Consider the following 24,368-nt stretch of genomic DNA (forward strand, 5'->3'; position numbering starts at 1 on the left):
TAAGGTGCGGGGTTTTTTGCTTTGCACGCCAGAAAATATGCCGGATGGCGGCTTCGCCTTATCCGGCCTACAAAACCTGTAGGCCCGGTAAGCGCAGCGCCACCGGGCATGGCAGACCGCACGATCCCACGGTAAAGAGAAACAAGAACACTAAAGAAGGGATTTATAAATGCAGAAAAGCAAAAACCCAGCCATAGGCTGGGTTCTTTAAATAGTGGTGCCCGGACTCGGAATCGAACCAAGGACACGGGGATTTTCAATCCCCTGCTCTACCGACTGAGCTATCCGGGCAACGGAGCGCATTAAACCGCAATCCTGCCCGAGCGTCAACATTATTTAGGGAAAAGCTGTTCAACTGCTTAAGTTTACGGCAATCTGTCGGTTTATGCGACGAAAGTGCACAAATCTTCCAGACAGAACCCGTTCACTGCAGCAATGCTGATAGTAAGAGGAGGGCAGTATGGCGAACGACTGGCTTGAGCTGCATCAGCATGCAGAGACGGGCATTGAGACGATTAAAGCGCACTTCGAAGGGCATGCCTACGATCCGCACTGGCACGACAGCTATCTGGTAGGGATCACCCTTTCGGGTACTCAACAGTTTCACTGCCGCCGCGTGCGTCATCGTAGCCAACCGGGGGATGCGTTTTTACTGGAACCGGGTGAGATCCATGATGGTGACGCACCTGTCGAAGGTGGCTTTACCTATCTTACCTTTTATCTGGATGAGCAGTGGCTAACACGTACGCTGCGCGGATTATATGACGCTACGCCCGACAGCTATTCACTGCACTTTTCTCAAACGCTGACGCGCGAACCACGGCTGGTACGTAGCATCGGTGAGACCTTTGCCACACTGCATAACGCGGAGATGAAAATCGTTCAGCAGAGCGCGATGGATAATCTGCTCTCTCAGATCACCGCCCACTGCCACTGGCGTAAGCGGCTCCCGTCTCAACGGCAAAGCGCTGCCGTCGCGCATCGTGCACGCGATTACCTCTACGCGCATATGGACGAAAACGTCGGGTTGTCGGATCTGGCACGTGAGACGGGAACCGACCGCTTCACGCTGACGCGCTGTTTTAAACGCGAGTTTCACCTGGCACCGCATGCGTGGCTTATTCAGCTACGCCTTGCAAAAGCTCGCCAGTTGCTGGCTCATGGTGAGCTGCCCGTGGATGTGGCATCGGCGGTAGGCTTTGCCGACCAAAGCCACCTTGGACGCTGGTTCCAGCGAGCATACCGTATATCGCCAGCCTATTACCGTCGGCTGTGCACAAACCTTCCAGACGTTTCCAGAAAATAGCGGCACATTGATGGCTCTGATAATAAGGAGCCACCTGTGAGTACAATACCTTTTCTGCTGTTTGCCTTTGTCGCTTCGATAACGCCAGGGCCGACCAATATCCTCATTCTCACCAACAGCCAGCACTTCGGCATCAAAAAAACCGTTCCGGCCATTCTTGGAGGATGCATGGCGGCGAGCATGATTGTGCTGGTTTCAGGTGCCGGTGCAGGGGAAGTGCTTCGCCAGTACCCCCTGATTCGTCAGATGATGAGCTGGGCAGGGGTGTTGTGGCTAAGCTGGATGAGCTGGCAGTTATTTAACGCGCCTGCAGCAAACCTCTCTGCGAAGACGCATACCCGTTTTACCGCGCAAGCTGCAGCCCTGTTGCAGATCGTAAACCCGAAAACCTGGATGATGGCGCTGGCGGTTGTCAGCCTGTTTGCCCCTGCAAGCGAGCACGCGCTGCGGGATATAGCGCTGATGGCGCTGTGGTTTCTGGCCATCTCGGTGGTGTGTCTGATGTGCTGGGCGTGGCTGGGGAAGGCGGTAAATCAATTCTTTCGCACCACCGTGGCGATGGTGCGATTTCAGCGGCTGATGGCGTTGTGCCTGCTTGTCTCAGCCTGGGCTGGGGTGCTGGCTTAGGTCAACGCGCCGCCCATGCGGCACTGGGCAAAGCGCAGGATGTCCTCTGCCAGGCGGTGAGCGGTATCCACATCGGCCTGGCTACGGTTTACCAGCATACGGCTCAGGCAGCCTTCCAGCACCAGCTCCATTTGCTTTGCCACCATTGCCGGATCATCCACTTCAAGCGTTGTCAGCAGTTCGTGGGTGAAGTCGTGCGCCGCCCGTTTTTGCTGATCCGCCAGCTGATGGATCGGATGGCCTGGATCGGGGTAATACGTGCAGGCGGCGATAAACAGACAACCCGGATAGCGGTTGTTACTTACACATTCCGTCAGCGCGGTATAGCGCGCCAGCAGCTTCTGTTCGGCGCTCAGCTCTTCATTCAACATCAGCTGCCTGCGCCAGATATCAACCTGCTGGCTGAGGTAGCGCAGGGCATCATAAAGTAGCGCCTCTTTATCGGGCCAGAAGCGCGTAAGCTCATCCAGAGGGTAATCGATACGGTCGGCTACCATCTCAAGCGTGGTGCTGGCGATCCCTTGAATCTCAAGTAATTGCAGGGCTTGTCCCAGTACGTCTTCGCGTTGCACGGTTCTCTCCTCCGTTATTCCCAACGGTTGTCCCGTTTAAAGTGTTGTTTACGGTTGGCGATCGCGCAAATGCGCGCTGAAAGCCGCCGCGTCCATAAACCCGGTCACACGCTGCCCTGGCTGTTCTTCACCCTGTTGATTGAAGAACAGAATGGTCGGCAGCCCGAGCACGTTAAGTTGCTTCAGCAGGGCTTTATCCTGCGCATTGTTGGCGGTCACGTTTGCCTGAAGCAGAACGGTCCCGTTTAGCGCACCTTGCACCTGCGGGTCGCTAAAGGTGTACTTTTCAAACTCTTTGCAGGCAACGCACCAGTCTGCGTAGAGATCGAGCATCACCGGTTTGCCGCGCGCCTGGGCCAGAGCCTGGTTAAGATCATCCACGTTCTTAATCTGGATGAAATTCAGATGCGCCTGGTTCTGAGCCACTGGCGTGCCAAATGCCCAATCCTGAAGTGGACGCACGCTCACCAGCGCAGCGGCGAGCAGGACGATTTGTACCAGACGCATCCACACGCTTTTTGCCCCCAGACTGACGATAAACGCCCAGGAGAAGAACGCTACGCCGAGCATCGCCCACAGGCGCATCCCCCAGACGTCACCGACAATACGCTCCAGCAGGAAGACCGGCAGCGCCAGAATGACAAAGCCAAACGCGGTTTTCACCGTCTCCATCCACGGCCCGCTCTTCGGCAGCAGGCGGTTGCCAAATACCGTGACCAGGATCAGCGGCAGACCCATCCCAAGCGCGTAAAGGTACAACGTACCGCCGCCAAGCCACATATTACCGCTCTGGGCGATATAGAGCAGAATCGCGCTAAGCGGAGCAGTGGTGCAGGGGGAGCAAATCAGCCCGGCGATAGCTCCCATCGCAAACACACCACCTGCTGAACCCCCCTGTTGGCGGTTGCTGAGCAGCGTTAAGCGGGTTTGCAGGGAAGACGGCAGTTGCAGGGTGAACAGGCCAAACATCGACAATGCCAGCAGGATAAACACCACCGACAGGCCGATAAGGACATAAGGGTGCTGAAGAGCCGCCTGGAACTGTAAGCCGGCCGCCGCAACCACGAGGCCGAGTGCCGTATAGGTTAACGCCATTCCCTGCACGTAAATAAAGGCAAGCAGTAGCGCGCGGGCGGTGCTAAGACGCTGTTTTCCGCCCAGCACTATCCCGGAGATCAACGGGTACATTGGCAGTACGCATGGCGTGAAGGCGATGCCGATACCAATCAGCAAGGCCCAGAGCGCGGAGAAAGGGAGGTCTGACGCAGGCTCACCTTCACGCTTGACCTCTGCAGGAAGAGGAGCAACGTTGGCGGCAGACGCTTTAACTTCACTAAGCGGAACGATCCTCGTTTCTGGGGGATAGCAGAAGCCTGCATCGGCACAGCCCTGGTAAGTAACGGTGAGCGTAGCGCCTTTGTCTGCCTGTTGCACCGTTACGGGCACGCTTAAGTGCTGGCGATAAATCTCGCTTTTGCCGTAAAACTCATCCTCGTGCCATTCTCCCGCAGGCAGTTGCAGCGCGCCCACGCTTGCCTGAGCGGGTGTGATACTGACCTGCTTACGATACAGGTAATAGCCCTCTTTCACCTGCCAGGTGAGGTTGAGGTCATGCTGGTTTTGCTGGAAATCGAAAACAAATGCCTGATCGGCAGGAATAAAGTTCGAACGGCCGGGCGCGTCAAACAACCCGGCAAAGACTGACGTGCTGCACAGCAGCAGGATCAGCGTAAGGAAACGTTGAGCCATGAGAGATAATCGTTATCACCGTGGAGCACTGGCAATACCAGCAGTTCCGGAGTTTGGTAAGGATGATGAGATTTGAGGCAGTCAAGAAGCGCCTGCTGGTTTGCCGGGTTGGTTTTGAGCAACATCTGGACTTCATACTCCTGCTCCAGTTTGCCTTCCCAGTAATAGAGGGAGGTCGCTCCGGGGAGGAGGGTTACACAGGCAGCCAGTTTTTCGGCCAATACTTTGGCGGCGAGATCCTGGGCGGAAGCTTCATCAGGGGCGGTACACAATACGACAACAGCATCAGGCGTGTTCACAAGTCGACCTCCTCATCACGAAAGTGGTCACTATATCACGCAAGGCGATTGGTCATTAATGAAACGGGCCGCAGAGCGGCCCGATTTTAACTATTTTTACAACCCGAAACGGTTTACAGCACGACGCCGCCGATGATAAAGCCGAGGATCACGCACAGCGTAATCGCGACCACACCCGGGATCAGGAACGCATGGTTAAACACATACTTACCGATGCGGGTTGAACCAGTGTCATCCATTTCAACCGCCGCCAGCAGGGTTGGATAAGTGGGCAGAACGAACAGGGCAGAAACGGCAGCAAACGAGGCAATGGCTGTCAGTGGCGTTACGCCCAGCATCAGAGCCGCAGGCATCAGCGCCTTGGTCGTGGCAGCCTGAGAGTAAAGCAGGGTAGCGGCAAAGAACAGTACCACCGCCAGCAGCCATGGGTAGTTGTGCAGCAGGTCACCCGCAACGGTCTGGATATCGCTGATGTGCGCTTTTACGAAGGTATCACCGAGCCATGCCACACCCAGCACGCACACGCAGGCGCTCATACCGGATTTAAAGGTGCTGGCATTCAGCACTTCGCTGGTATCGATTTTACAGGTGATGCTGATCAGGGTTGCGATGGTCAGCATGAATACCACAATCGCTTCGTTACGCGGCAGAACCGGGTTCTGGATGAGACCTACTGTGTCACTGATGGCCGTCGCGTAGAACATCACCGCCACGATACCGATCAGGAACAGTACCACGGAGCGTTTCGCATGCGGCTTCAGTTTGAAGACCTGGCTACCGCGCAAGCTCACTTCGCCCTTGGCCAGACGTTCCTGATAAACCGGATCGTCTTTTAGTTCAGCGCCGAGGAAGTTACACAGCACGGCGGTGATCATGACTGCAATCAACGTTACCGGAATGCAGATTGCCAGCAGCGTCAGATAGCTCACGCCCATAGGTTCCAGGATACCGGCGAAGAACACCACTGCCGCGGAGATAGGCGAGGCGGTAATCGCAATCTGGGATGCCACTACCGCAATAGAGAGCGGGCGAGATGGACGGATACCCTGTTCTTTCGCCACTTCGGTAATCACCGGCAGCGTGGAAAAGGCAGTGTGACCGGTACCGGCGAGAATGGTCATGAACCAGGTCACCAGCGGGGCAAGGAAGGTAATGTATTTAGGATGACGGCGCAGCATACGCTCCGCCAGACTCACCAGGTAGTCCATACCGCCAGCCACCTGCATGGCGGCGATAGCGGCAATAACTGCCATGATGATTTCGATAACGTCAAACGGGATTGCGCCGGGTTTAATCTGAAAGATAAGGGTAAGAACGAGCACCCCGAGACCGCCGGCAAAACCGATGCCGATACCCCCGAGTCTTGCTCCCAAATAAATCGCCAACAGGACGATGACGAGTTCTGCTCCAAACATAAGGACCTGCCTTGCTTATTAACAAGTTGATATTGAATTGTTGTATTTTGGTAACGCCTAAAAAGAAAAAAGGCACGTCACAAGTGACGTGCCTTTCGGAAGCTTAGCCTGAACGGTTACTGTTCGCTTTCATCGGTGTATCGTTTCGCTTTATATGCCGGGTGCATCAGGTTCTGGGCGGAGAAGATATCGTCCAGCTCGGCTTCGGTCAACAGTCCGCGCTCCAGTACGACTTCACGCACGCTCTTACCGGTTTCGGCGCAAATCTTACCGACGATGTCGCCGTTATGGTGGCCGATGAACGGGTTAAGGTAGGTGACGATCCCGATGGAGTTGTACACGTAACCTTCGCAGACTTCTTTATTCGCGGTAATGCCGTTGATGCATTTTTCCAGCAGGTTATAGCAGGCGTTAGTCAGGATGTGGATAGATTCGAACATCGCCTGGCCAATCACGGGCTCCATGACGTTCAGCTGCAGCTGACCGGCTTCAGAGGCCATGGTTACGGTCGTATCGTTACCAATAACCTTGAAGCAAACCTGGTTCACCACTTCTGGCACTACCGGGTTCACTTTCGCTGGCATGATGGACGAACCGGCCTGCAGTTCTGGCAGGTTGATTTCGTTCAGGCCAGCGCGTGGGCCGGAAGAGAGCAGGCGCAGGTCATTACAGATTTTGGACAGTTTCACCGCCAGACGTTTCAGGGCGCTGTGTACCATGACGTAGGCGCCGCAGTCGGAGGTGGCTTCAATCAGGTCTTCCGCAGGCACCACCGGCAGGTTAGAGACTTCAGCCAGTTTCTGAACCGCCAGCTGCTGATAGCCATCCGGGGTGTTCAGACGCGTACCGATGGCGGTGGCGCCCAGGTTTACTTCCAGCAGCAGCTCGGAGGTGCGCAGCAGGTTTTTGGTTTCTTCATTCAGCAGCACGTTAAACGCGTGGAATTCCTGACCGAGGGTCATTGGTACCGCGTCCTGCAGCTGGGTACGCCCCATTTTCAGAATGTCCTGGAACTCAACCGCTTTGCGCTGGAAACCGTCGCCCAGCTGGTTGATGGCGTCGACCAGTTTCACAACGGAAGCATAAACCGCGATGCGGAAGCCGGTTGGGTAGGCGTCGTTAGTGGACTGACATTTGTTGACGTGATCGTTCGGGTTCAGGTACTGGTATTCACCTTTCTGGTGGCCCATCAGCTCCAGGCCGATATTTGCCAGTACTTCGTTGGTGTTCATGTTGACGGAGGTGCCCGCGCCGCCCTGATAGACGTCAACCGGGAACTGGTCCATGCATTTGCCGTTGTTCAGCACTTCATCGCAGGCCGCGATAATCGCATTTGCCGCGCTTTTAGGAATGGTTTGCAGCTCTTTGTTTGCCAGCGCTGCCGCTTTCTTCACCATCACCATGCCACGGACAAACTCAGGAATGTCGCTGATTTTGCTGTTGCTGATGTAGAAGTTTTCAATCGCTCTCAGAGTGTGGACACCGTAGTAGGCATCCGCTGGAACTTCCCTGGTACCCAACAAGTCTTCTTCGATACGAATGTTGTTTAACATGTGAACCTTCTTTTCAAGCTGCCGATGGATTGTACTAAACACACAGTATTTATGTGGTTTTGAATATTTTCTGACCGACGATTATTCCCTCAATCGGCCAATTGCTCGAGATCATATGCTGATGATAGCGAATTGCCGTAAGCTGGATCACTTATTATCGACCCGATTCCATGATAATTATTAATCTGTGAAATGGGTCACCGCTTTAATATTTCCAAAAAAAATATCCGTGCAAACCGATTGAATTTTAGCTAACCGTCCTCATCTCTTACAGACGCGTGTCGCGAACACATTCAGACAGGGGCCAAAAGGCACCTGCCACACAGGAGACGCCAGTGCGCTGGATACCGTTTATTGCTTTCTTTCTCTATGTTTACATTGAGATTTCGATTTTTATCCAGGTCGCCCATGTGCTGGGCGTCCTGCTGACGCTGATTCTGGTGATTTTCACCTCCGTCATCGGCATGTCGCTGGTGCGTAATCAGGGTTTCAAAAATTTCCTGTTAATGCAGCAGAAGATGGCCGCAGGCGAGAGCCCGGCGGCCGAGATGATCAAAAGCGTATCGCTGATTATTGCCGGTCTGCTGCTGATCCTGCCGGGCTTCTTCACCGACTTCCTTGGTCTGCTGCTGCTGTTGCCGCCGGTGCAAAAACACCTGACCATGAAGCTGCTGCCGCATCTGCGCTTTAGCCGGATGCCGGGCGGCGGATTCAGCACCGGCCCGGGTGATACGTTTGAAGGGGAGTACCAGCGTAAGGATGACCAACACGACCGTTTGGATCATAAAGACGATCGGTAATGTTTTTGCCCGGTGACGCTTCGCTTACCGGGCGCGACTAAAGCGCCACCCACAGCCCTGCCAGCATGACAACGGCGTACATACTCTTCCATCCCACCATCATCAGCAACAGCAGGCAAAGCACTCCCCCGACAACGGCCAGTGCTTTATAGCGACCCTTCAACAGACGACAACCCGCCAGCATGCACAGCAGGTAGATCATAATAAATATGCCGTTGGCATAGATGATTAGCGCATCCAGATTGATTTTAAGCGCGTAAATGCACAACGTGCTCACGACGCAACTTCCCAGCACGAGATTCAGCGCATTTAACGGCAGCTGACGCTTAGACAACTGCGCAAGACGGCTCTGCGGTTTATTGCGCGCCTGAGACCACACCAGCCGCGCAAAGCTCTGGATGTAAATATTGAGGCTGGCAAAACAGGCCAGATAGCCAATCACACAGGCCACCCACAGCGCTTTTACGCCAAACAGCTGCACCACGATACCCGGCAGCGAAGCGGCGGCTGCTTTATCTGCGCCAAAGGCGTCGAAGTGCAACACCAGCACAGTACAGGCCCAGTAAACCGTGCCTGCGACCAACAGGCCAATCATCAGGGCTCGCGGAAAATCGCGCTCGGGATGCTTAAACTCCGACGCCAGATGGGCGAACGCTTCCAGACCGACAAAACACCAGAACATGACTGACAGCGCAGCGAAGAGCTGCGCATGATCGATATCGGTGATGGCCGGGAAGGGGATCTCCTCGACGCGAATATCACCCGCCCACCAGATAGCGGCGATGAGCGCGACAATCAGCACCGCGACGATCGTCTGCAGGTTAGCGCTGGAACTGGCCCCGTGTGAGCCCACCCACCAGACGATAGCCAGCGTACCCAGCTCAGCCAACAGCAGTGCTTCGTCATGCCAGCCGAAGAGCGCTTGCCCAAAGCCGGTTGCGATATGCAACGCCGCAGGCAGACCAACCGGAATGACGGAAAGGAACAGCCAGCCGGTGACGCGCTCCAGTCGTGGGCCAAACGCCATGCCGACAAAGTGCGCCACGCCGCCCGCGCTGGGAAAATGCCTTCCCAGAATGGCGAACACGATCGCGACCGGGAACACCAGCACAATCAGCACCGGCCACGCCCACAGGCTGTTATTTCCGGCAACCAGCGCCGCCAGTGCGGGCACCGCAAACACTCCTGTTCCTAACAAGGAGGTTGAGAGCAGGCCGACCCCCTGCGCCAGCCCCAACTCCTGCTTGAGTCCACTCATTGACAACGTCCCGCCACCATTCAAAGAGAGCCGATGGTAACACTTTCGCAAATTTTTTTTCGACTCCCCCTTGAAGGGGTAAAAAGCTATCCCCATCTCTCAGGGCACTAGCCGGAAAACCGTGTGCGGCCCGGCGTCATCCATAACTGATAATGACTTTCTCAAAGGAGAGCTATCAATGAGTATTCGTCCGTTACATGATCGTGTGATCGTCAAACGTAAAGAAGTTGAAACCAAGTCTGCTGGCGGCATCGTTCTGACGGGTTCTGCAGCAGCAAAATCAACGCGTGGCGAAATCATCGCTGTCGGTAAGGGCCGCATCCTGGAAAACGGAACTGTGCAGCCACTGGACGTTAAAGTTGGTGACATCGTCATTTTCAACGATGGCTACGGCGTGAAATCCGAGAAGATCGACAATGAAGAAGTGTTGATCATGTCCGAGAGCGACATTCTGGCAATTGTTGAAGCGTAATTAACGCACGAAACTGTACGAATTTGAGGAAATAAGAACATGGCAGCTAAAGACGTAAAATTCGGTAACGACGCTCGTGTAAAAATGCTCCGCGGCGTAAACGTACTGGCAGACGCAGTGAAAGTCACCCTGGGCCCGAAAGGCCGTAACGTAGTGCTGGATAAATCCTTCGGCGCGCCAACCATCACCAAAGATGGTGTTTCCGTTGCACGTGAAATCGAGCTGGAAGACAAGTTCGAAAACATGGGCGCGCAGATGGTGAAAGAAGTGGCCTCTAAAGCGAACGACGCTGCGGGCGACGGTACCACCACCGCGACCGTACTGGCGCAGGCAATCATCACTGAAGGCCTGAAAGCCGTTGCTGCGGGCATGAACCCAATGGATCTGAAACGTGGTATCGACAAAGCTGTCGCGTCCGCTGTTGAAGAACTGAAAGCGCTGTCTGTACCATGCTCTGACTCTAAAGCGATTGCTCAGGTAGGTACCATCTCCGCTAATTCCGACGAAACCGTAGGTAAACTGATCGCTGAAGCGATGGACAAAGTCGGTAAAGAAGGCGTGATCACCGTTGAAGACGGTACCGGTCTGGAAGACGAACTGGACGTGGTTGAAGGTATGCAGTTCGACCGCGGTTACCTGTCCCCATACTTCATCAACAAGCCAGAAACTGGCGCTGTTGAGCTGGAAAGCCCATTCATCCTGCTGGCTGATAAGAAAGTTTCCAACATCCGCGAAATGCTGCCAGTGCTGGAAGCCGTTGCGAAAGCAGGCAAGCCACTGGTTATCATCGCTGAAGACGTTGAAGGCGAAGCGCTGGCGACCCTGGTGGTTAACACCATGCGTGGCATCGTGAAAGTGGCTGCGGTTAAAGCACCTGGCTTCGGCGACCGTCGTAAAGCTATGCTGCAGGACATCGCTACCCTGACCGGTGGTACCGTAATCTCTGAAGAGATCGGTATGGAGCTGGAAAAAGCGACCCTGGAAGACCTGGGCCAGGCGAAACGTGTTGTGATCAACAAAGACACCACCACCATCATCGATGGCGTGGGTGAAGAGTCCGCTATTCAGGGCCGTGTTGCTCAGATCCGTAAGCAAATTGAAGAAGCAACGTCTGATTACGACCGTGAAAAACTGCAGGAGCGCGTAGCGAAACTGGCAGGCGGTGTTGCGGTAATCAAAGTCGGTGCGGCTACCGAAGTTGAAATGAAAGAGAAAAAAGCACGCGTTGACGATGCCCTGCACGCGACCCGTGCTGCGGTAGAAGAAGGCGTGGTTGCTGGTGGTGGTGTTGCGCTGGTGCGTGTTGCCGCCAAACTGGCTGGCCTGTCCGGTCAGAACGAAGACCAGAACGTGGGTATCAAAGTTGCGCTGCGCGCGATGGAAGCGCCTCTGCGTCAGATCGTTTCCAACGCCGGTGAAGAGCCATCTGTTGTTACCAACAACGTGAAAGCGGGCGAAGGTAACTACGGTTACAACGCGGCAACAGAAGAATACGGCAACATGATCGACTTCGGTATCCTGGATCCAACTAAAGTGACCCGTTCTGCTCTGCAGTATGCGGCATCTGTAGCTGGCCTGATGATCACTACCGAGTGCATGGTGACCGACCTGCCTAAAGGCGACGCACCTGACTTAGGTGCTGCTGGTGGTATGGGCGGCATGGGTGGTATGGGCGGCATGATGTAATTGCCCCCTTCGCCCGGCAGCCATCAGGCGTTGGGCGCTACCTCTTAATAAAAAACCCCGGGCATCGCTGTCCGGGGTTTTTTGTTTTAGAACAGCAGTTGCATGACCCACATAGAGAGCAGAGCGTTGATTACGCAGACGCCAATAATATGCGGATAGTATTTAGGGTTTACCCCTGCCGTACCGAGACAGCGGCCGGTGTTTTGCACCGGATTACCCATCAGATAGATAGCCGGAAGCAGTACGGTGGCGTCATGCCCGCTGAGCGACCCTGCCACCACCAGGCTTGCGCAGACGCCCACGCCGCCGCCCATGCTCATCACCGACGCCAGCAACACGGTGGCGGCTTCTCCGGGCAGCCCCCACAGCGCCATAATCGGCTCGCAAACGCGGCCAACGATATCCAGCAATCCTGTTACCTTCAGCGCCTGGATGATCACAAAGGCCATTACGACGTTTGGCAGCAGGCTGGTGGTGGCGATGGTAAAGCCACGGCGAGCGCCGTCGATAAAGAGATCCATCAGGTTTTTACGCACTTCGGCGGTCATCTTCTCTCTCCTTGATCTGACGGGTTTCCATGTGCGCAATCCATGCTCTGAGAAAATTGGCACCTATAAATTTAAAGACAAGAATCACTGCCAGCGGGGTGATAACCGGCACGGTGATGCTGGTGAACAGCGCCGCGCCGGACGAGAAGTAATTGGTGATAATTGCGCTACCGCTGGTCTGAAAGGTGGCGAAAATCGCTCGTTCCCTGTCGCTGATAACGCCTTCATCGGCGAGCTCTTTGGTCATACCTGCTGCCGCATCGGTGTTTTGCAAATTGGCGATAAGCGCCAGAGAACAAATGCCTGGAATGCCCAGCAACGGTTTCAAAACGGGCGTCATCAATTGCTGTGCCGCCCGCAGCCCGCCCAGCCCTTCGGTCACTGAAATGATGCCCAGCGACAAAATGACAGACGGTGCAAGTTCCAGCGCAAACAGAAAGCCATCTTTTGCGCCGGTACCGCCTGTGCCGCGAAAAGAGACGCTTGCGGCGCCTTCGCCGTTAACCTGACCAAATGTGCCGTTCAGCACGGTGAAATCAAAGACTCGCCACCATTCGGTGGCTTTGGCGAAAAAGCCAGAAAAGAAAATGATGGTTAGAAAGAAAGCGAGATACCCTACCCACGTCACTTTCCCCTGATTCGGGGATACTTCACTCATGTTGCCTCCTGTTTTTATGTTTCCCTGTCACCACACGCGCAAAAAATAAGCCGGTGGCCTGTCACTAAAAACGAAAAAGCATAAAAAAACGATATCCGCGGGGTGATTATCAGAATTCATTTAGGGGAGGCGAAGGCACCATTCGTGCTTGATATCTCGCAGAAACGCACGGAGGTTTTTCTTTTGGTCATCTTTTTAGTATAAGGTTTACACACGGACAACTACTGTCCAGCTTATTGAAAACGAGGAATAACATGCGCGTAAAAGTCTGTGCAGGGATTGTAGGAGCAGGATTGCTGCTGGCGGGTTGTAGCTCCAGCAATGAGCTGACTGCAGCGGGTCAGGGCGTTCGCTTTGTGGAAGATAAGCCGGGTAACGAGTGCCAGTTTTTAGGCACGGCAACCGGTGAGCAAAGCAACTGGATGTCGGGTCAGCACGGCGAAGAGGGCGGCTCTATGCGTGGCGCGGCCAATGCCCTGCGTAATCAGGCCGCGGCGATGGGTGGCAACGTGATTTATGGGGTAAGCAGCCCGACGCAGGGAATGTTATCCAGCTTCGTGCCAACCGCCAGCCAGATGAATGGCCAGGTCTATAAGTGCCCGAACTGATTGCCTTTTTCCCTCTCCCACCGGGAGAGGGTTAGGCTGAGGGGAAACTAGCTCTGTCTTAGCTGCAAATCCAGCGGCGTCTTGCTCGGCTCACCGCCAATCTCACGCGCCAGCTTCGGCACCATATAGCCTGACACCAGCGTTAACAGTTCACGCACGATCTGCCGGGCTTCTTCATCCGTCACCATGAAATGGGCCGCACCCTGAACGCGATCCAGCACGTGCAGGTAATAGGGCATCACTCCCGCATCAAACAGCGCATTGCTGAGGTCCGCCAGCACGCGGGCATTATCATTTACACCGCGCAGCAGCACGCTCTGGTTCAGAAGCGTCACGCCTGCCTTGCGTAAACGCACCATTGCCGCACGAAATGCATCATCAATTTCATTGGCGTGATTGATATGGTTCACCAGCAGCACCTGCAGGCGGGACTGCTCAAGGCGTGAGACCAGTCCGTCGGTGATACGTGCCGGAATAACAATCGGCAGACGGCTGTGTATGCGCAGGCGCTTAATATGCGGAATGGCTTCAAGCTGGGTCAGCAGCCAGTCCAGCTCATGATCTTTCGCCATCAGCGGATCGCCACCGGAAAAAATGATCTCGTCCAGTTCAGAATGGGTGGCGATATAGTCCAGCGCGACCTGCCAGTTGCGTTTATTGCCCTGATTTTCGGCATACGGGAAGTGTCGACGGAAGCAATAACGGCAATTTACCGCACAGCCACCTTTCACCAGCAGCAGCGCACGGTTCAGATACTTGTGCAGCAAACCGGGTACCACGCTGTTCTGCTCTTCCAGCGGATCGGTGCTATAGCCCGGTGCCGTAATGAACTCTTCCTGTGCGGTAAGCGTCTGTTTTAATAATGGATCGTCAGGATTGCCTTTCTCCATACGGGCAACAAACGCGCGGGGAACGCGCAGGGCGAAAAGCCGCTTCGCCTCCCGGCCGGCCAGCAAATCGGTATGCTGTTCGAGCTCAAGAAGACGCAGTAATTCATCAGGACTGGTGATTACATCGGCAAGTTGCGATAACCAATCTTCTCTGGACGGGGTGTTTAGGGTTACAATATGCGCCATTTTGTGGCTAAGCTACCAGTTAACAAATTTAGAGGGCCTTATGGCAACGTACTATAGCAACGATTTTCGTGCTGGTCTTAAAATCATGTTGGACGGCGAACCGTATGCGGTTGAAGCCAGCGAATTCGTTAAACCAGGTAAAGGCCAGGCATTTGCACGCGTTAAGCTGCGCCGCCTGCTGACCGGTACCCGTGTCGAAAAAACCTTCAAGTCTACTGACTCCGCTGAAGGCGCTGATGTTGTCGATATGAACCTGACTTACCTGTACAACGACGGTGAGTTCTGGCACTTCATGAACAACGAAACGTTCGAACAGCTGTCTGCTGACGCTAAAGCCATTGGCGATAGCGACAAATGGCTGCTGGATCAGGCTGAGTGCATCGTGACTCTGTGGAACGGCCAGCCTATCGCGGTTACCCCACCGAACTTCGTTGAACTGGAAATCGTTGAAACTGACCCAGGTCTGAAAGGTGACACCGCCGGTACAGGTGGTAAGCCAGCGAAACTGTCTACCGGTGCCGTGGTTAAAGTGCCACTGTTCGTACAGACTGGCGAAGTGATCAAAGTGGATACCCGCTCCGGCGAATACGTATCTCGCGTGAAGTAAGTGTTAAGGCGCAGCGTTGCTGCGCCTGATTTTTGCAGGCAGGGATGATGAAACGCACCGTTAAAATTCTGCTTCTGTTAGCGCTGTCCAGCGCGTTGCTTTCCGGCTGTAATACCACACGTGGAATGGGGGAGGATATCCAGGATCTCGGCCATATCATTTCTCACGCCGCCAGCTAATCCCGTCTAATTTTCCTAAAAATGCTTCCTTTTCCGTCAACTGGCGGGATCTTGTCTATTCTTAAGTTGCTATACACAAAACAACTCTGGCTATAAAAGGAAGATATTATGGTTAAGAAGACAATTGCAGCGATCTTTTCAGTTCTGGTACTTTCTTCAGTATTAACGGCCTGTAATACCACGCGCGGCGTTGGTCAGGACATTTCTGAAGGCGGTAGTGCAATCTCCGGCGCGGCAACAAAAGCTCAGCAGTAATTTAAAAACGGTACGGGCCCGGACGGGTTTCGTACCGTCAGTTTTCTGATTCCTGCAGAGATAAAAACGGGGAAAAGCGCGTATCCATATGCAATTTCATGCGGATATTTCGCTTATAGGTATAGACCGTTTTTCCATTGATACTCAGGTGAGTGGCAATCTTCTGATTGCTTGCGCCATCCATCCACAGCGTCAACACCTTCTCCTCCTGGCGAGTGAGCAGAGGGGCCGCGACCGCAGGGATCTCAACGCTTGCGCGAGTCGTCAGGGCGTCGTTGATGACCGTCGCCAGCGTCTCCAGTCCGACATTTTTGGTAAGCGAAGCCCATATCGGAAATTGGGACAGAAAGCCTGCCATCTCTTTATCTTCCCCCGACTGCAGCAAAATGAAAGGCACTTTTTCACTGGCGTTCAGCAGGGAAGAAAGCTGCTGGAAATGGTGAATGTCCTGCATAAAGCCGTGCAGATCGGCGATAACCACCGATGGATCCCACTGCAGAATATGCTCTCTGGCGAGGATGAGATTATTCAGCCCGGTCACGACGAAGTGCCCGGGAAACAAACCGGAATGATTGAGCCATGCTTCAAACCCCGCGCGGGTGAAGTGACATCGGTCAATCAAAAGAATTTTGAACATAATAGATTCGCAGTCGGCTAGTGGTTTGGCTTCCTGCCATCAGAAAGCACATCATGATAGAGAAGTCGGATGAGTGATAAATGCCTGAACTACGCGCCATACTGAGGCTATTTCTTGCCTTAACAGGTTCAGCACAAAGGGATTGAAAAAAAATCGTTCGTTAACCAAAATAAGTGACCTAATCTATGCCTTACGGGACGACCCGTAAGCGTTTCGTTCACCGGGGACGGCCCCAACTTGCAGTTAAGTTAAGGAGCCTGAAATGTCCTGGATTATTCTTGTTATCGCCGGTCTGCTCGAAGTGGTTTGGGCAATTGGTCTGAAGTACACCCACGGATTTACCCGCCTGACACCCAGCGTGATTACCGTTACCGCCATGATTGTGAGTATTGTGCTGCTCTCCTGGGCGATGCGCTCTTTGCCGGTGGGGACGGCCTATGCTGTCTGGACGGGCATTGGTGCAGTGGGCGCGGCGATTACCGGGATTTTGCTGCTGGGAGAGTCGGCGAGTCTGGCGCGTATCGCCAGCCTCGCGTTGATTGTGTGCGGTATTATTGGGCTGAAACTCAGCGCCCACTAATGCGGTTGTTCTACCCAGATGAGTTTTGACACATCAAACCCTTGCCGGGTCGCAACGTCCAGCATCTGCTGTTTCATCTCTGACGAAATGGTGGGCGTGCGGGAGAGTATCCATAAATAGTCGCGATCCGGCCCGCAGACCAGCGCATGGCGGTACTCTCTGTCGAGGGCGATGACATTGTACCCGCCATAGAACGGGCCAAAGAACGAGACTTTTAGCGCGGCCCGGCGCGGGTCGCCGGTAAAGTACGCTTTTCCCGTCGACTGTTGCCACATCTGCCGATCCGGATTGTATCCACGGTTGATCACCTGAATACCCCCGTCGTCCATCGAACTGTAATGTGCTGTGACTTTCTCTAACCCCCGCTCAAACCGATGGTCGAGCCGGGCGATTTCATACCAGGTTCCGAGGAAACGTTGAGCGTCGAAATTACTTACAACAGTGACGCCGGAGGGAGGGGTAGGGGAACTGCAGGCAACCACTAAAAACGCGGCTGTCACCGCGGCGATAACAGGCAGAATGCGCATAGGAGTTTCCTTACTGTTTTTTGTTAAGTGTAGATGACAGCAGGGAAATTGCGGAAGATTGTGCAGCGTGTTTCGCCGGGTGGCGCTGCGCTTACCCGGCCTACACAACGCGTAAATTTTGTAGGCCGGGTAAGGCGAAGCCGCCACCCGGCAATGGTTTACTGTAGCGTCTCGAGAATACGGTAAGCCGTTTCCACCCGTACCGGGTTCGGATAGCTTTTATTTGCGAGCATCACAATACCGATCTGCTTTTCAGGAATAAACGCCACGTAGCTGCCAAACCCACCCGTAGAGCCCGTTTTATGCACCCAGGAGGCTTTTACTGGCGGAGCCGGAGGATTCACTTCTGCGACCGGCAACGGCGCCAGTGCGACCTTATTGTCGCTGCCATCCACCACGGTTTTGACGTCGACCGGCCAGTTGAGCATCTCCCAGCCTAACCCTTGATACATGGCACCCACGCGCCAGTAGCGAGACTGCGCCAGCGCAATACCCTGCTGCAGAGTGGACTGCGGGAGTGTCTCAGGTGCCATATTAGCCATCACCCAGCTCGCCATATCTTTGACGTTAGATTTCACGCCATAGGCTTCTGCATCCAGCATACCAGGTGAAACGTGGACCGCTTTTCCCTCACGATAACCCCATGCGTAGTGCGGCTCTTCAGCGTGTGGAACGTTTATCCACGTATGGTTGAGTTTCAGGGGCTTAAAGACCCGCTCCGTCATGGCCTGCTCGAAGCGCATGCCGGAAGGTTTAACAGCCAGTGAGCCAAACAGGCCGATGCTGGTGTTGGCGTACAGACGCGTGGTACCCGGAGCCCACTTTGGCTGCCAGGACTGGTAGAAATGCAGCAGAGAGGCGTTATCGGTGACATCATCAGGTACCTGCAACGGCAATCCACCTGCGGTATAGGTTGCCAGGTCGAGCAGGCGAATGCCTTGCCACTGCTTGCCCGTCAATTCAGGCCAATATTTTGTGACCGGGTCGGCCAGTGAAATCTCTTTGCGGGCAATGGTATCGCCACCCAGCACGCCGGTGAAGGTTTTGCTGACGGAGCCCAGCTCAAATAAGGTTTGCGGCGTGACGGGCTTATTCGCCGCGACGTCTGCTTTACCGAAAGTAAAATAGTGTGGCTGGCCCTGATAAATGACGGCCACGGCCATTCCGGGTATGGCCTGCGCCTTCATCAGGGGCGTAACGGTACGTTCCACGACGTCAGCCAGCTGTTTTTCTGACATCGGCGCGGCAAAAGCAGAGCAAGCAACGCTGAGCAGCAGCGCGCAGCTTAGGGATTTTTTCATCATCAGTTATCTTCCGTAATAGCGAGTCAAGGGGATGTCCGGGCCCGTCAGACGTTCGTAGTCTGGGTGATTTGACTGAGGCTGACAAACGGTTAAATTTAGCATTAGCTGTTAATTTTTCTAACGGAAGGGACCATGACACGCAGCTATCTCCCTCTTAATTCGCTTCGGGCGTTCGAAGCCGCCGCCAGGCACCTCAGTTTTACTCATGCCGCGATTGAGCTGAATGTGACCCATTCCGCGATTAGCCAGCACGTGAAGGCGCTGGAACAACACCTTAACTGCCAGCTGTTTGTCCGCGTTTCGCGCGGGTTGATGTTAACCACCGAAGGCGAGAATCTGCTGCCGGTGCTGAATGACTCCTTCGATCGTATCGCAGGCATGCTGGATCGCTTTGCTAACCATCGGGCGCAGGAGAAGTTGAAAATTGGCGTGGTGGGGACCTTTGCCACTGGGGTGTTATTCTCACAGCTGGATGATTTCCGTCGCAGTTATCCGCATATCGATCTTCAGCTTTCCACGCACAACAATCGCGTCGATCCGGCAGCGGAAGGGCTTGATTACACCATTCGCTACGGTGGGGGAGCGTGGCACGGCACGGAGGCGACGTTCCTCTGTTCAGCGCCGCTGGCACCACTTTGCACGCCTGACATTGCAGCCGCGCTGCACACCCCTGCCGATATCCTGAAGTTTACCCTGCTGCGCTCTTACCGGCGCGATGAGTGGACAGCCTGGATGCAGGCCGCCGGAGAAAACCCGCCTTCACCCACGCATCGGGTGATGGTGTTTGATTCGTCGGTCACTATGCTGGAGGCCGCACAGACAGGCACAGGCATTGCTATCGCCCCTGTCGATATGTTTACCCATCTGCTGAACAGCGAGCGCATTGTGCAGCCGTTTACGACGCAGATTGATCTTGGCAGTTACTGGCTAACGCGGCTGCAGTCACGCGCCCAAACCCCGGCAATGCGTGAATTTGCTCAGTGGCTGGTGGGGAAGATGCAGAAATAACAGGCCCGCCGGAGGGCGGGCCAGGTGTGTCAGATAGTGACTACGGCAATCAGTGTGACCACGGTCAGGATGGTTGCCAGACCGTAGAACACCCATTTACCGCTCGGTACGTGGATCTTAAGATCATGCATCGCATGATGGATACGGTGCAGGCCGCACCACAGCGGCAGGACAATCATCAGGAAGATGAATACCCGACCAATAAAACTACCTGCAAATGCCAGGACGCGCTCATAGCTCAGCGCATCACCGGGGAACAGACCCAGCGGCAGCATAATGCCGACCAGCAGGATAATGACAGGTGCAATGGTGGCACTCCACATGCCGCCTGCGCCAAAGAGGCCCCAGAAGACCGGCTCGTCTGAACGTTTTGGATTTGGATTGATCACAATAGTCTCCTTACCAGAACAGTGCGACAAACAGAATGACCACAGAGACCACTGCCGTCACTGCCCAAAGCCCTTTAATGACCGGCTCTGGCCCCATTTTCTCGCCTTTTACGATAATATTCGCCGCTTTTGGCGCCAGTTCAAACCAGGTTTTAGTATGAAGCAGGGCGGCTGCGAGCACAATCAGGTTCAGGATCACGATGATCGGGTTTTGCAGGAACCCGACAAAACTGGCCCAGGTTTCAGGACCATGTTTGAGGGCAAAGACGCCATACATCAGTTCAAGGCTGAACCAGACCGCAGGCACCGCAGTGCCTTCACGCAGCATATAGAAGCGATAAAACGGCAGTTTCTTCCACCAGGTGGACGGCATCGGCCGCACGTAGGCTTTGCGTTTAGTCGTCATCATGCACTCCTTAGCGTGGTTTCAGGGTGGCGATAAGAAAGTCTTTCGAGCTTTCCACTTTACCCTGCTGAATAGCGGCGGCCGGGTCGACGTGCTTCGGACAGACTTCGGAGCAGTAGCCCACAAAAGTACAGCTCCAGACGCCGTTCTGGCTGTTAAGCTGCGGCATACGTTCTTTTTTACCGTGGTCGCGGCTATCCTCGTTGTAGCGGTGCGCCAGCGTGATCGCCGCCGGGCCGATGAACTCAGGGTTCAGGCCAAACTGTGGACACGCGGCGTAGCAAAGACCGCAGTTGATGCACCCGGAGAACTGATGGTATTTCGCCATCTGGGCGGGTGTCTGGGTATTCGGTCCCTGATCCGGCGTGCGCGGGTTGCCAATGATGTACGGCTTAATGGCTTCCAGGCTTTCGATAAAGTGGGTCATATCGACCACCAGATCGCGCTCAATCGGGAAGTTGCCCAGCGCTTCAACCTTGATGCCTTTGGTGTAATCACGCAGGAAGGTTTTACAGGCCAGTTTCGGTACTTTGTTCACCATCATGCCGCAGGAGCCGCAGATGGCCATGCGGCAGGACCAGCGATAGCTCAGGTCCGGTGCCAGGTTATCCTTGATATAGCCGAGCGCATCCAGCAGAGAGGTTTGCTCGTCATAGGGCACTTCATAGAAAGCGCTGTGTGGCGCGGTGTCCACTTCCGGGTTGTAGCGCACCACTTCAACTTTCAGTGTTTGCATCTCAGCCATTCGCCTTCTCCTTCTTCTCGGCGGCTTCTGCTTCTGCGCCGTAAACGCGTTTAGCCGGTGGCAGCGTTGTGATCTTCACGTCGCTGTAGTCCAGACGAGTGGTGCCATCCGCGTCGCGCCAGGCGAGGGTGTGTTTCAGGAAATTGACGTCGTCACGCTCGGTGCAGCCCTCATCAAGACGCTGATGCGCCCCGCGTGACTCTTTGCGTGCCAGCGCAGAGTGCGCCATACATTCCGCGACGTTCAGGCCGTGACCGAGCTCGATGGTATAAAGCAGGTCGGTGTTGAACACGCTGGAGGTGTCGGTGATGCGCACGCGTTTGAAACGCTCCTGCAGTTCCGCCAGCTTATCGACGGTTTTCTGCATCAGCTCTGGTGTACGGTAGATACCGCAGCCCTCTTCCATCGACATGCCCATTTCGTCGCGGATTTTCGACCAGTTTTCGTTGCCTTCCTGGTTGACCAGATCCTTCAGCCGTTTCTCGACATCAGCGACCTGCGCGTCCAGTGCTGCGCCGTTGGCTTCGCCCGCCGTTGCGGCACGCTCCATTGCGCGTTCACCCGCCATGCGGCCAAAGACAACCAGCTCCGCCAGTGAGTTTGACCCGAGACGGTTGGCACCGTGCAGGCCGACAGAGGAGCATTCGCCGACGGCGAACAACCCTTTGATGCGCGTTTCACACTGCTGGTCGGTTTCGATCCCACCCATGGTGTAGTGCGCTGTTGGGCGTACCGGAATCGGCTCTTTCACCGGGTCGACACCCACGTAGGCTTTTGCCAGCTCGCAGATGAACGGCAGACGTTCCAGCAGTTTCTTCTCGCCGAGGTGACGCAGATCGAGGTAGACCACATCGCCACGCGGCGTGGAGATCGTGTTGCCTTTGCGCCACTCATGCCAGAAGGCCTGAGACACTTTGTCGCGCGGGCCGAGTTCCATGTATTTGTTTTTCGGCTCACCGAGCGGCGTTTCCGGGCCCATGCCGTAATCCTGCAGATAACGGTACCCATTCTTGTTGACCAGAATACCGCCTTCGCCGCGGCAACCTTCCGTCATCAGAATGCCGGAACCCGGCAGGCCGGTAGGGTGATACTGGACAAATTCCATATCGCGCAGCGGTACGCCGTGGCTGAGCGCCATGCCCATACCGTCACCGGTGACGATGCCGCCGTTGGTGTTGTAGCGGTAAACCCGGCCCGCGCCGCCCGTTGCCATCACTACCGCGTTAGCGCGGATCTGCACGAGCGTGCCTTCCATCATGTTCATCGCCACCAGACCGCGCGCGTGACCGTCATCGACCAGAATATCGAGGACAAAATGTTCGTCAAAACGCTGGATTTGTGGGAACTGAAGGGAGGTCTGGAACAGGGTGTGCAGCATGTGGAAGCCGGTCTTATCGGCGGCAAACCAGGTGCGTTCAATTTTCATTCCGCCGAAGCGACGAACGTTGACGCTGCCGTCCGGACGGCGGCTCCACGGGCAGCCCCACTGTTCAAGCTGGGTCATTTCCGTTGGACAGTGATGTACAAAGTAGTCAACGACATCCTGTTCGCAAAGCCAGTCGCCCCCTGCAACCGTGTCGTGGAAATGGTATTCGAAGCTGTCATGATCCTGCGCAACGGCGGCGGATCCTCCTTCTGCGGCAACCGTGTGGCTGCGCATCGGATAGACTTTTGAAATCAGTGCGATTTTAGCGTTGGGATTAGCCTGTGCTGCAGCAATCGCAGCACGTAATCCCGCTCCGCCAGCGCCTATTACGGCAAGATCGGCTTGAAAAGTTTGCACGACATTCCTCCAGATTTTTGTTATTTCGCAACGCGATAAACTAAAGGTAGCCCACCTGTCCGCAAGGACGATTGCGAAAGCGTTTCCACTGCTCCTTTATGGGTAAAGAAGTATAACCGCGCGAACGGCAGGGAAATTTGACGTGTTCGATTTTTTTGCTGTTCTGTGCGGTGATTTATCATCGTGAATGATGAATTCCGTCACGTGATAGTTGCCCAAAATGAAATGCGATTTTTATTGCGCAAAATTTGTCTCTGTCCGTGCTAACGAGTAGACTTCGTGCCCTTGTCTGAAATCGGAGAATTACCCATGAGCGAAACGGCCACCTGGCAGCCGAGCGCATCCATCCCCAATCTGCTGAAACGCGCTGCAATTATGGCGGAGATCCGCCGCTTCTTTGCCGACCGCGGAGTCCTTGAGGTGGAAACGCCGTGCATGAGTCAGGCTACGGTAACGGATATTCATCTGGTGCCGTTTGAAACCCGTTTTGTTGGCCCCGGCCATTCACAGGGCATGAACCTCTGGCTGATGACCAGCCCGGAATACCACATGAAACGCCTGCTGGCGGCAGGGTGTGGCCCGGTGTATCAGTTGTGCCGCAGCTTCCGTAATGAAGAGATGGGGCGTCACCATAATCCGGAATTCACCATGCTGGAGTGGTACCGTCCGCATTACGATATGTACCGCCTGATGAACGAGGTAGACGATCTGCTGCAGCAGGTTCTCGACTGCTCAGAAGCGGAAACGCTCTCTTATCAGCAGGCTTTCCAGCGTTATCTGGAAATTGATCCACTGTCAGCGGATAAAACCCAGCTGCGCGAAGTCGCGGCAAAACTGGATCTGAGCAACGTGGCGGATACTGAAGAAGATCGCGACACGCTGCTGCAACTGCTCTTCACCTTTGGGGTTGAACCGCAGATTGGCAAAGATCGTCCGACTTTCGTCTACCACTTCCCGGCAAGCCAGGCTTCTCTGGCGCAGATCAGCACTGAAGATCACCGCGTGGCGGAGCGTTTTGAGGTCTATTACAAGGGCATTGAGCTGGCGAATGGTTTCCACGAACTGACCGACGCCCGCGAACAGCAGCAGCGTTTTGAGCAGGATAACCGCAAGCGCGCCGCGCGCGGTCTGCCGCAGCAGCCTATTGATACTAACCTGCTGGAGGCCCTGAAAGCGGGTCTGCCGGATTGTTCTGGCGTGGCGTTGGGTGTGGATCGTCTGGTGATGCTGGCGCTGGGCGCAGAACAGCTGGGCGATGTGATTGCTTTTACCGTCGATCGAGCCTGACGGCAGTACCCCCTCTCCCACGGGAGAGGGGGTA

General features: G+C 54.9%; 28 protein-coding genes and 1 tRNA gene. 12 read left to right on the forward strand and 17 right to left on the reverse strand.

What is annotated here, in order from left to right:
- Positions 1–215: 215 nt before the first annotated feature.
- A tRNA-Phe gene (locus tag AK59_RS0122265) sits at positions 216–291 on the reverse strand.
- A gap of 169 nt (positions 292–460) precedes the next feature.
- Here AK59_RS0122265 and AK59_RS0122270 point away from each other — a divergent pair.
- Together AK59_RS0122270 and AK59_RS0122275 are read left to right on the forward strand one after the other, a co-directional pair.
- Positions 461–1,306, forward strand: a complete 846-nt coding sequence (locus AK59_RS0122270) for an AraC family transcriptional regulator (RefSeq protein ID WP_029883856.1) — start codon at positions 461–463, stop codon at positions 1,304–1,306.
- A 36-nt stretch (positions 1,307–1,342) separates the two neighbouring features.
- Entirely contained in the window at positions 1,343–1,933 is a 591-nt protein-coding gene (locus AK59_RS0122275) for a LysE family translocator (RefSeq protein WP_029883857.1), read from the forward strand.
- Here the strand turns inward: AK59_RS0122275 and AK59_RS0122280 are convergent.
- The 5 genes from AK59_RS0122280 to aspA form a co-directional block, all read right to left on the reverse strand.
- The gene (locus AK59_RS0122280) at positions 1,930–2,505 is read right to left on the reverse strand and encodes a transcriptional regulator (protein WP_029883858.1); all 576 of its coding nucleotides are present in this window, start codon (positions 2,503–2,505) and stop codon (positions 1,930–1,932) included. The genes AK59_RS0122275 and AK59_RS0122280 overlap by 4 nt on opposite strands.
- 48 nt (positions 2,506–2,553) lie before the next feature.
- Positions 2,554–4,254: a protein-disulfide reductase DsbD gene (locus AK59_RS0122285; RefSeq protein WP_029883859.1), complete on the reverse strand. Its 1,701-nt coding sequence runs from the start codon at positions 4,252–4,254 to the stop codon at positions 2,554–2,556.
- Entirely contained in the window at positions 4,230–4,553 is a 324-nt protein-coding gene (gene cutA / locus AK59_RS01000000123945; protein ID WP_013095256.1) for a divalent cation tolerance protein CutA, read from the reverse strand. The genes AK59_RS0122285 and cutA overlap by 25 nt, the downstream gene beginning before the upstream one ends.
- 113 nt (positions 4,554–4,666) lie before the next feature.
- A complete protein-coding gene (locus AK59_RS0122295; protein ID WP_013095257.1) occupies positions 4,667–5,968 on the reverse strand; it encodes an anaerobic C4-dicarboxylate transporter in 1,302 nt (433 codons plus the stop codon).
- Positions 5,969–6,084: 116 nt separating this feature from the next.
- Positions 6,085–7,521 (reverse strand): aspartate ammonia-lyase, encoded by a 1,437-nt coding sequence (gene aspA, locus AK59_RS0122300; protein WP_003855923.1) that lies wholly within the window; start codon positions 7,519–7,521, stop codon positions 6,085–6,087.
- Positions 7,522–7,856: 335 nt separating this feature from the next.
- Between aspA and AK59_RS0122305 the strand changes: the two genes are divergently transcribed.
- Positions 7,857–8,321 (forward strand): FxsA family protein, encoded by a 465-nt coding sequence (locus AK59_RS0122305; protein ID WP_013095258.1) that lies wholly within the window; start codon positions 7,857–7,859, stop codon positions 8,319–8,321.
- Between the two features lie 37 nt (positions 8,322–8,358).
- On the opposite strand, the gene yjeH is transcribed toward AK59_RS0122305, so the two are convergent.
- Entirely contained in the window at positions 8,359–9,579 is a 1,221-nt protein-coding gene (gene yjeH / locus AK59_RS0122310; RefSeq protein WP_029883861.1) for an L-methionine/branched-chain amino acid transporter, read from the reverse strand.
- Between the two features lie 178 nt (positions 9,580–9,757).
- Between yjeH and AK59_RS0122315 the strand changes: the two genes are divergently transcribed.
- Together AK59_RS0122315 and groL are read left to right on the forward strand one after the other, a co-directional pair.
- Complete coding sequence (locus AK59_RS0122315; protein WP_003855929.1) at positions 9,758–10,051, forward strand: co-chaperone GroES; 294 nt, start codon at positions 9,758–9,760, stop codon at positions 10,049–10,051.
- A 39-nt stretch (positions 10,052–10,090) separates the two neighbouring features.
- Complete coding sequence (groL, locus tag AK59_RS0122320; RefSeq protein WP_013095260.1) at positions 10,091–11,737, forward strand: chaperonin GroEL; 1,647 nt, start codon at positions 10,091–10,093, stop codon at positions 11,735–11,737.
- 86 nt (positions 11,738–11,823) lie between these two features.
- Here the strand turns inward: groL and AK59_RS0122325 are convergent, their stop codons facing one another.
- Together AK59_RS0122325 and AK59_RS0122330 are read right to left on the reverse strand one after the other, a co-directional pair.
- Positions 11,824–12,285: a YjiG family protein gene (locus AK59_RS0122325; protein ID WP_023622425.1), complete on the reverse strand. Its 462-nt coding sequence runs from the start codon at positions 12,283–12,285 to the stop codon at positions 11,824–11,826.
- The gene (locus tag AK59_RS0122330) at positions 12,266–12,943 is read right to left on the reverse strand and encodes a nucleoside recognition domain-containing protein (protein ID WP_013095262.1); all 678 of its coding nucleotides are present in this window, start codon (positions 12,941–12,943) and stop codon (positions 12,266–12,268) included. The genes AK59_RS0122325 and AK59_RS0122330 overlap by 20 nt, the downstream gene beginning before the upstream one ends.
- Before the next feature lie 254 nt (positions 12,944–13,197).
- Between AK59_RS0122330 and AK59_RS0122335 the strand changes: the two genes are divergently transcribed.
- Positions 13,198–13,551 (forward strand): DUF4156 domain-containing protein, encoded by a 354-nt coding sequence (locus tag AK59_RS0122335; RefSeq protein WP_029883862.1) that lies wholly within the window; start codon positions 13,198–13,200, stop codon positions 13,549–13,551.
- A 47-nt stretch (positions 13,552–13,598) separates the two neighbouring features.
- Here AK59_RS0122335 and epmB read toward each other — a convergent pair whose 3' ends face one another.
- Entirely contained in the window at positions 13,599–14,627 is a 1,029-nt protein-coding gene (gene epmB, locus AK59_RS0122340) for an EF-P beta-lysylation protein EpmB (RefSeq protein ID WP_029883863.1), read from the reverse strand.
- 40 nt (positions 14,628–14,667) lie between these two features.
- Here epmB and efp point away from each other — a divergent pair, with 40 nt between their 5' ends.
- The 3 genes from efp (at position 14,668) to ecnB (ending at position 15,668) form a co-directional block, all read left to right on the forward strand.
- Positions 14,668–15,234 (forward strand): elongation factor P, encoded by a 567-nt coding sequence (gene efp / locus AK59_RS0122345; protein WP_014830362.1) that lies wholly within the window; start codon positions 14,668–14,670, stop codon positions 15,232–15,234.
- A gap of 47 nt (positions 15,235–15,281) precedes the next feature.
- Positions 15,282–15,413: an entericidin A/B family lipoprotein gene (locus AK59_RS0122350; protein WP_013095266.1), complete on the forward strand. Its 132-nt coding sequence runs from the start codon at positions 15,282–15,284 to the stop codon at positions 15,411–15,413.
- Positions 15,414–15,521: 108 nt separating this feature from the next.
- Positions 15,522–15,668: a lipoprotein toxin entericidin B gene (gene ecnB / locus AK59_RS0122355; protein ID WP_003025482.1), complete on the forward strand. Its 147-nt coding sequence runs from the start codon at positions 15,522–15,524 to the stop codon at positions 15,666–15,668.
- A gap of 37 nt (positions 15,669–15,705) precedes the next feature.
- Here the strand turns inward: ecnB and AK59_RS0122360 are convergent, their stop codons facing one another.
- Positions 15,706–16,305, reverse strand: a complete 600-nt coding sequence (locus tag AK59_RS0122360) for a response regulator transcription factor (protein ID WP_020688984.1) — start codon at positions 16,303–16,305, stop codon at positions 15,706–15,708.
- Positions 16,306–16,567: 262 nt separating this feature from the next.
- Between AK59_RS0122360 and sugE the strand changes: the two genes are divergently transcribed.
- Complete coding sequence (sugE, locus tag AK59_RS0122365; RefSeq protein WP_013095268.1) at positions 16,568–16,885, forward strand: quaternary ammonium compound efflux SMR transporter SugE; 318 nt, start codon at positions 16,568–16,570, stop codon at positions 16,883–16,885.
- Here the strand turns inward: sugE and AK59_RS0122370 are convergent.
- Complete coding sequence (locus tag AK59_RS0122370) at positions 16,882–17,412, reverse strand: lipocalin family protein (protein WP_013095269.1); 531 nt, start codon at positions 17,410–17,412, stop codon at positions 16,882–16,884. The two genes, sugE and AK59_RS0122370, sit on opposite strands and share 4 nt — an antisense overlap.
- A gap of 158 nt (positions 17,413–17,570) precedes the next feature.
- A complete protein-coding gene (blaCMH, locus tag AK59_RS0122375) occupies positions 17,571–18,716 on the reverse strand; it encodes a CMH family class C beta-lactamase (RefSeq protein ID WP_029883864.1) in 1,146 nt (381 codons plus the stop codon).
- 132 nt (positions 18,717–18,848) lie between these two features.
- On the opposite strand from blaCMH, the gene ampR reads away from it, so the two are divergent.
- Positions 18,849–19,724 carry a LysR family transcriptional regulator AmpR gene (gene ampR, locus AK59_RS0122380; protein ID WP_013095271.1) on the forward strand — a complete coding sequence of 292 codons (876 nt, stop codon included), beginning with the start codon at positions 18,849–18,851 and terminating at the stop codon, positions 19,722–19,724.
- A 29-nt stretch (positions 19,725–19,753) separates the two neighbouring features.
- On the opposite strand, the gene frdD is transcribed toward ampR, so the two are convergent.
- Genes frdD through frdA form a run of 4 tightly spaced genes read right to left on the reverse strand, consistent with a single transcriptional unit; the run spans position 19,754 to position 23,047 of the window.
- Entirely contained in the window at positions 19,754–20,113 is a 360-nt protein-coding gene (gene frdD, locus AK59_RS0122385) for a fumarate reductase subunit FrdD (RefSeq protein ID WP_029883865.1), read from the reverse strand.
- A gap of 10 nt (positions 20,114–20,123) precedes the next feature.
- On the reverse strand, positions 20,124–20,519 hold the full coding sequence (gene frdC / locus AK59_RS0122390) for a fumarate reductase subunit FrdC (protein ID WP_013095273.1): 396 nt from the start codon (positions 20,517–20,519) through the stop codon (positions 20,124–20,126).
- A gap of 10 nt (positions 20,520–20,529) precedes the next feature.
- Positions 20,530–21,264, reverse strand: coding sequence for a fumarate reductase iron-sulfur protein (gene frdB, locus AK59_RS0122395; RefSeq protein ID WP_013095274.1), 735 nt, complete (start codon positions 21,262–21,264; stop codon positions 20,530–20,532).
- Positions 21,257–23,047 (reverse strand): fumarate reductase (quinol) flavoprotein subunit, encoded by a 1,791-nt coding sequence (frdA, locus tag AK59_RS0122400; protein ID WP_013095275.1) that lies wholly within the window; start codon positions 23,045–23,047, stop codon positions 21,257–21,259. The genes frdB and frdA overlap by 8 nt, the downstream gene beginning before the upstream one ends.
- A 309-nt stretch (positions 23,048–23,356) precedes the next feature.
- On the opposite strand from frdA, the gene epmA reads away from it, so the two are divergent.
- A complete protein-coding gene (epmA, locus tag AK59_RS0122405) occupies positions 23,357–24,334 on the forward strand; it encodes an elongation factor P--(R)-beta-lysine ligase (protein WP_014830371.1) in 978 nt (325 codons plus the stop codon).
- Positions 24,335–24,368 lie beyond the last annotated feature (34 nt).

The sequence above is a fragment of the Enterobacter sp. T1-1 genome, from assembly GCF_000710795.1.
Classification (GTDB): domain Bacteria; phylum Pseudomonadota; class Gammaproteobacteria; order Enterobacterales; family Enterobacteriaceae; genus Enterobacter; species Enterobacter cloacae.